The following is a 6,819-nucleotide window of genomic DNA, read 5'->3' on the forward strand; positions in this document are numbered from 1 at the left end:
ATCGTCGAGCCCGACCTGGACCTCTACAAGTTCCTCTCGACGGACCGGAACCCGTCCAACTACGGCTTCTACACCGACCGGGTGCTGGATGATCTCTACGACAAGCAAAGCCGGGCGACGGACGTTGAGGAGCGGAAGAAGTACATCCGCCAGTTCGAGAAGCGGCTCCTGGACGAGGAGGCCCGCTACCTCATGACGCTCCAGTGGAACCGGATCGTCCCGCACTCGAGCAAGGTGAAGGGCTGGCAGGTCACGCCGAGCCACTACCTGAACAACACCCTCGATGTGGTCTGGCTCGCTGAATAGCGAGAACATTTCCCGCTTCTCCCTCCCCCCCTGGCGGGGGGGAGGGAGGAGTGAGGGGTTCGGACCCGCCCGCCGCCGATGTGGAAGTTCATTCTGAAGCGATTCTTCCTCATGATCCCAACGCTCTTCGGGGTCGCTGTGCTCGTGTTTCTGCTCCTCCGCGTGGTCCCCGGGGATGTCGTCGAGGTTCGGCTGATGAGCGGCGAGGGACAGTATACCGACCCGCAGATGGTCGCGATGGAACGGGCTCGGCTCGGTCTCGACAAGCCGATGTGGCGGCAGTTCATCGACTGGATGTGGGGGCTCGTCAGGCTGGACCTCGGCCTCTCCATGTGGACCGGCGCCCCGATCACCGAGGAGATCAAGCTCCGGTTCGCGCTGTCGCTTCAACTCGCGATCATGGCCACGGTGGTCGCGACGCTGCTCGCGATCCCGCTCGGGATCGTGGCCGCCCTCAAGCAGGACACGTGGGTGGACTACGTGGTGCGGATCTTCTCCATCGCGGGCCTGGCGACCCCGTCGTTCTGGCTCGGGATCCTGATGATTCTCGGCTTTCTCATCATCTTTAAATGGCTGCCGCCGATGGTGTTCACGCCGATCTGGGTGGACCCCTGGGAGAACCTGGCCCAGCTCACCTGGCCCGCCCTCTCCGTCGGCTACAGGTACTCGGCCGTGGCGACGCGGATGACCCGCTCGGCCATGCTCGAAGTGCTGCGCGAGGACTATATCCGGACGGCGCGGGCCAAGGGGCTCTGGCAGAAGCTGATCCTCACGCGCCACGCGCTCAAGAACGCGATGCTCCCGGTCCTCACGGTCATCGCGCTGGAGTTCGCCTTTCTCCTGGGCGGGCTCGTAGTCACGGAGCAGGTGTTCAACCTGAACGGTCTGGGTCTCCTCTTTGTCGAGGCCATCGCCCGCCGCGACTACACGATGACCCAGGCCCTGGTGCTGCTGGTGGCGTTCACGTTCATCTTCGTGAACTTCGTGGTGGACCTCATGTACGCCTGGTTGGACCCGCGGATCAGGTATCGCTGATGGCGATCAATCCCCCCGCTGACACCGTTGCCGGGATCGCCCTGGCGCCTCACTACCGCGCGTGGCTCGCCGGGATCGTGAAGTTTTGCCGCCAGCGGCCGCTCGGGGCCATCGGCGCCGGGCTGATCCTGGTGATGGGAGTGGTCGCCGCCCTTGCGCCCCTCCTCGCCCCGTACCATCCTCTCGACACCGACTACGCGGCCATGCTAGCGGGGCCGAACGCCGAGCACTGGCTGGGCTCCGACGCCTTCGGGCGTGACGTGCTCTCGCGGATCATCTACGGGTCGCGGACGGCGCTGCTCGTCGGCTTCTCGTGCGCGTTCCTCGGCGCGACCCTCGGGGCGGTGATCGGGGTTACCAGCGCGTACTTCGGCGGGCGGGTGGACCTCCTGGTCCAGCGCGGGATGGACATCATCCTGTCGTTCCCGCTGATCATCTTGGCCCTGTCCGTGGTGGTTCTCCTCGGCACCGGCATCTTCAACGTCATCCTCGCCATCACGATTCCCATGATCCCCCGCGCCGCCCTCGTCTCGCGGTCGAGCGCGCTCGCGATCCGGGAGATGCCCTACGTGGACGCCGCCCGGGCCGCCGGCTTCCGGCACCGCCGCATTATCCTGCGCCACATGCTCCCCAACGTCATGGCGCCCTATCTCATCATGCTGACGGCCTACCTCGGCCAGGCGATCCTCCTGGAGGCCTCGCTCTCGTTCCTGGGTCTCGGAGTCCAGGAGCCCACCGCCGCCTGGGGGCTGATGCTCCGTGGGGCGGCGGTCGACTTTGCCGAGACCGCGCCCTGGATGGCCTTTTTCCCGGGCGTCGCGATCAGCTTGGGCGTCTTCGCCTTCAACCTGTTCGGCGACTCGCTCCGGGACGCCCTCGACCCCAAGCTCCGCACGCTCTGACCCTCCAAACTCTTGACAGCGGCGCGGAGCTGAGCTAAGAATAAAGCTCGGTTTGAGCACGAAAACCCGCTCCCGACGTCACGAATTATGCCGGGTGACCGGTAGGTAAGGGAGGCCTCGATGGCGTATATCATTGCCGAGCCATGCATCAACGTGAAAGACAAGGCCTGTGTGGAAGTCTGCCCGGTCGATTGCATCTACGAAGGCCCGGAGATGCTTTACATCCATCCGGACGAGTGCATCGACTGTGGGGCCTGTGAGCCGGTCTGCCCGGTCAAGGCGATCTTCGCGGAGGATGAGACTCCGGAGCAGTGGAAGAACTTCATCGAGCTGAACAAGCAGTTCTTCAAGGATAACCCCGGCGTCCAGCCTGCCAAGAAGTAACGGCAAGACTCCTGCCTGCCTCGGGGGGCCCGGTCGCGGGCCCCCTATTTTTGTGCAGTCGTGGCCTGGAGCTGCACAGCACGCTGTGCAGCTTCGGCGCGCGGCGCTCGGCAATCCGTTGAATTGGCGTGTCGTCGCTCCTGGCACGCTCATTGCCTCCAAGGAGGCGCGGGGCGACTCGTGATGTCGGTGGCTGGCTTTCACGGTGCGGTGTCCGAGTTCAAGCGGCGGCTCATCGAGGCGACGCTCTGCCAGTTCGGCGGAAACCGGAGCCAAACGGCGCGCGCGCTCGGGCTGCAGCGCACGTATCTTCTCCGGCTGATCCGGGACCTGGGCGTGGCGGCGCCGCCGTCGCTCGTCCCGGGCCGGCGACCTCCGCTCCCGGTAAACCCGGACCACGAGACCCGGAATCTGGTTGACACCCCCAAGACTCCCGGAGTGAAATAGGTCCGACTGTTCGCTGCCGGGAGCTCGCCCGTGGGGGATGTCTGGATCGCCGGGGCGGGCATGGCCCGCTTCGGCAAGCGCGAGGAGACACTTCAGGACCTGATCGCCGAGGCCGCGCTGGCGGCCATGCGGGCGGCGTCTGTCGAGACCCCAGACGCCCTCGTCGTGGCGGTGATGAACCCGGAGGAGTTCGTCGGGGAGGGGAACTTCGCCTCCCAGATCGCCACGCACGTCGGCCTCGCCCATGTCCCCGCGCTCCGGGTCGAGACCGCGACCTCCTCGGGAGCGGCCGCCCTCTATGCCGGCTTCGCCGCGGTGGCCGCCGGGCTCCACCGCTCGGTCCTCGTGGTCGGCGGGGAAAAGATGACCCATCTGCCGACGCCACGCGTCTCCGAGCTGATCAGCCGCTCGATCGATCCCCACGAGCGCTCCTACGGCGCCACGATGCCGGCGCTCGCCGCCCTGGTGACCCGGGCGCTGATGGCCGATCACGGCGTCAGCCTGCGGGAGATCTCTCAGGTCTCGGTCAAGAACCACGCCAACGCCGCGCTGAATCCGTTCGCGCACTTCCAGTCGCCGGTGACCCTCGCGGAAGTGCTGGAGTCCCGGCTCGTGGCCGATCCGCTCCGGCTCCTGCACTGCTGTCCGATCTCCGACGGCGCCGCGGCGTTGCTGCTCACCGCCGAGCGGACCGCGGTCCAGATCGCCGGCATCGGTCAGGGGGCCGATTACCTGGCCGTCCGGTACCGCGACAGCCTGACGACCTTCAGGGCCACACAGGCCGCGGCCGCGGCCGCCTACCGAATGGCGGGGTTCGGGCCCGAGCGCGTGGAAGTGGCTGAGGTCCATGACGCCTTTGCGCCCTTCGAGCTGATCACGCTGGAGGATCTGGGCCTGGTGCCGCCGGGGAAGGCCACCCGCGCCACGATGAACGGCGAGACAGCCCTGGATGGCCGGCTTCCCGTGAACCCTTCGGGAGGGCTGAAGGCGCGCGGTCATGCGCTGGCCGCGACCGGGCTCGCCCAGGTGGTTGAGCTGGTGGGGCAGCTCACCGGTACCGCTCCCGGGCGCCAGGTCCAGGCGCGGGTCGGGCTCGCCCACTCGATCGGCGGCCTGGCGACGAACAACTGGGTGACGCTCCTGGAGCGCGTCACCTGACCGTGCTGGAGCGATGATGGAGGCGGTTCAGGGATCCCGATGCCCGCGTTGCCTCCGGGTCGTCGCCCCCCCGGCGCGCTTCTGCCCGGATCACCCGGTGGCCATGGAGGCCGTCGAGCTTCAGGGCTACGGAGACGTGGTTGCGTTCACCACGCTCCACTCGCCGCCCGCGGGATTCCGCTCCCCGCTTCACATCGCCCTGGTCGAGCTGCCCAGCGGCGCGCGCATCTTCTGCCACGGGAGCGAGACCCGACGGCTCCGTGTGGGGCGGCGGGTGGTCGTGGAGGCCGTGGATCACGTGTTCTACTTCTCCCATCTCGGGATGACCGAGCGCGTGCGCCTCTTCTGGCGCCGGGCGGGGGACCGCAGCGAGCGGGTCACAGCGATCGTGAAGAGCGTGGTGAAGCGCCTCTTCACGGGAAGCCACCATGAGGGCTCGGGCGAAGGGTAAGCCGGGCCGCTCGCGCGCTTCGTCGGGGAGCCGTCGCGGCCGGCGGGCGGCCAGCGGGCCGCTGGCGGGCGTTCGGGTCCTGGACCTCACCCGCGTCCTAGCCGGCCCGTTCTGCTCGATGATGCTCGGCGACATGGGGGCCGAGGTGATCAAGGTGGAGGAGCCGGGGAAGGGCGACGACACGCGCACCTGGCCTCCCTTCCTGGGGGGCGAAGCGACGTATTTTCTCGCGGTGAACCGTAACAAGAAGAGCCTCACGCTCAACCTGAAGGCTCCCGAGGGCCAGCGTCTCCTCCGGCGGCTGATCGCCCGGTCGGACGTGCTTCTGGAGAACTTCAGGCCGGGCACCCTGGAGCGGCTGGGCTTCGGCTACGCGGCGTTGAAGCGGAGCCAGCCACGGCTCGTCTACTGCTCGATCTCGGGCTTTGGCGAGTCCGGGCCCGAGGCGGGACGGCCGGGGTATGACCTGATCGTTCAGGGTGAGTCCGGGCTCATGGACCTCACCGGCTTCCCCGACGGCCCGCCGGTGAAGGTCGGGACCTCGATCGCCGATCTCGTTGCAGGGATGGCGGCGGCCCACGCCATCGTCCTCGCCCTCTACGCGAGACGGCGCAGCGGGAGGGGGCAAAAGGTCGAGGTGGCGATGCTGGATGTGATGGCCTCACTCCTGACCTACCAGGCCGGGATCTACTTCGCCACGGGCCAGCGCCCTACGCGGCGCGGCAACCAGCACCCGTCGATCGTGCCGTACGAAGTCTTCAAGGTGGCGGATGCTTACCTCACTATCGGTGTCGCCAACAACCCACTCTGGGAACGCTTCTGCCAGGCCGTGGGGCACCCGGACCTCTCGGGCGACCCGCGCTTTGCGAGCGAGTCCCAGCGCGTGGCGAACCGGGGGGCGCTGGTTCCGCTCCTCAACGGGATTCTCGGCGAGCGGCCCGCCGCGGAGTGGCTCGACCGCCTCGACAAGGCCGGCGTGCCCGCGGGACGGATCAAGAGCGTGGCCGAGGTCTGCGAGAGCCCGCATCTGAGAGAGCGTGGTATGATCGTGTCCCTGCCGCATCCCAAGGCCGGCGCGGTCACGTTCTTCGGCGTTCCGATCCGGCTGTGGGACACGCCCGGCGCCGCGACCGTGCCGCCGCCGTTGCTCGGCCAGCACACCGAGGAGATCCTGACACGCCTCCTCAAGCTCAGTCCGGCCCAGATTGCCCGGCTCAGGGCCGACGGCGTGGTCTGACGCCGCGATCCCGCGTTTCTTGACAGGGCCACCTTCTCTCCGCCATCATGGCGGTTACCCTTATCGAAGCTGGAGGCTGCCATGAAGCGGTTGGTCAAGGTCTACGACACCACGCTCCGGGACGGCACGCAGGGGGAAGGCGTCGCCTTCTCGATGGAGGACAAGGTCCGCATCGCCCAGCGGCTGGACGCGCTCGGCATCCACTACATCGAGGCTGGCTGGCCCGGATCCAACCCCAAGGATCTGCGCTTCTTCAAGCGCGTCCAGGACGCGGTGTTCAAGACCGCGAAGATCACGGCGTTCGGGGCCACGCGGCGCCCCGGCGTGCGCGCGGAGGAGGACACCAACCTGCAAGCGCTGGTCGAGGCCGGGCCGCCCGTCGTCACCATCTTCGGGAAGTCCTGGGACTTCCACGTGACCCATGCCCTCGGGACCACGCTCGAAGAGAACCTGGCGATGATCGGCGAGTCGATCCGCTTCCTCCTCAAGCACTTCGAAGAGGTGATCTACGACGCCGAGCATTTCTTCGACGGCTTCAAGCGCAACCGGGAGTACGCGCTTCGCACGCTTCTCACCGCCGAAGCCGCCGGTGCCCACTGTCTCGTTCTCTGCGACACCAACGGCGGAAGCCTGCCCTACGAGATCACCGAGATCCTCCGAGAGGTGAAGAAGATGGTGAAGCCGGCGACGCCGCTCGGTATCCACGTGCACAACGACACCGAATGCGCGGTCGCCAACTCGCTCGCCGCGGTCGCGGAGGGCGTGAACCACGTCCAGGGCACGATCAACGGCTACGGTGAGCGGTGCGGCAACGCCAACCTCGTGTCGATCATCCCGAACATCGTGCTCAAGATGGGGCTTCAGTGCATCCCGGAGGGGAATCTGCGCGAGCTTCGTGA

General features: G+C 67.4%; 9 protein-coding genes. All 9 read left to right on the forward strand.

Annotated elements, in window-relative coordinates:
- Positions 1-306, forward strand: a 306-nt coding sequence (locus HY726_09985) for an ABC transporter substrate-binding protein (GenBank protein MBI4609330.1), incomplete at its 5' end; no start/stop codon positions are given.
- A 78-nt stretch (positions 307-384) separates the two neighbouring features.
- On the forward strand, positions 385-1,341 hold the full coding sequence (locus HY726_09990) for an ABC transporter permease (GenBank protein MBI4609331.1): 957 nt from the start codon (positions 385-387) through the stop codon (positions 1,339-1,341).
- Positions 1,341-2,243: an ABC transporter permease gene (locus HY726_09995; protein ID MBI4609332.1), complete on the forward strand. Its 903-nt coding sequence runs from the start codon at positions 1,341-1,343 to the stop codon at positions 2,241-2,243. Before HY726_09990 ends, HY726_09995 begins: the two co-directional genes overlap by 1 nt.
- Positions 2,244-2,363: 120 nt before the next feature.
- Positions 2,364-2,627, forward strand: a complete 264-nt coding sequence (locus HY726_10000; GenBank protein ID MBI4609333.1) for a ferredoxin family protein — start codon at positions 2,364-2,366, stop codon at positions 2,625-2,627.
- A gap of 180 nt (positions 2,628-2,807) precedes the next feature.
- Positions 2,808-3,074, forward strand: a complete 267-nt coding sequence (locus HY726_10005; GenBank protein ID MBI4609334.1) for a hypothetical protein — start codon at positions 2,808-2,810, stop codon at positions 3,072-3,074.
- A 30-nt stretch (positions 3,075-3,104) separates the two neighbouring features.
- Positions 3,105-4,232 (forward strand): thiolase domain-containing protein, encoded by a 1,128-nt coding sequence (locus HY726_10010; protein MBI4609335.1) that lies wholly within the window; start codon positions 3,105-3,107, stop codon positions 4,230-4,232.
- A 13-nt stretch (positions 4,233-4,245) separates the two neighbouring features.
- Positions 4,246-4,683 (forward strand): OB-fold domain-containing protein, encoded by a 438-nt coding sequence (locus HY726_10015; GenBank protein ID MBI4609336.1) that lies wholly within the window; start codon positions 4,246-4,248, stop codon positions 4,681-4,683.
- The gene (locus HY726_10020; GenBank protein ID MBI4609337.1) at positions 4,661-5,920 is read left to right on the forward strand and encodes a CoA transferase; all 1,260 of its coding nucleotides are present in this window, start codon (positions 4,661-4,663) and stop codon (positions 5,918-5,920) included. Before HY726_10015 ends, HY726_10020 begins: the two co-directional genes overlap by 23 nt.
- 81 nt (positions 5,921-6,001) lie before the next feature.
- Positions 6,002-6,819: citramalate synthase (locus HY726_10025; GenBank protein MBI4609338.1), on the forward strand; the 818-nt coding region annotated here is incomplete at its 3' end.

Source organism: Candidatus Rokuibacteriota bacterium (assembly GCA_016209385.1).
Taxonomy (GTDB): Bacteria; Methylomirabilota; Methylomirabilia; order Rokubacteriales; family CSP1-6; genus JACQWB01.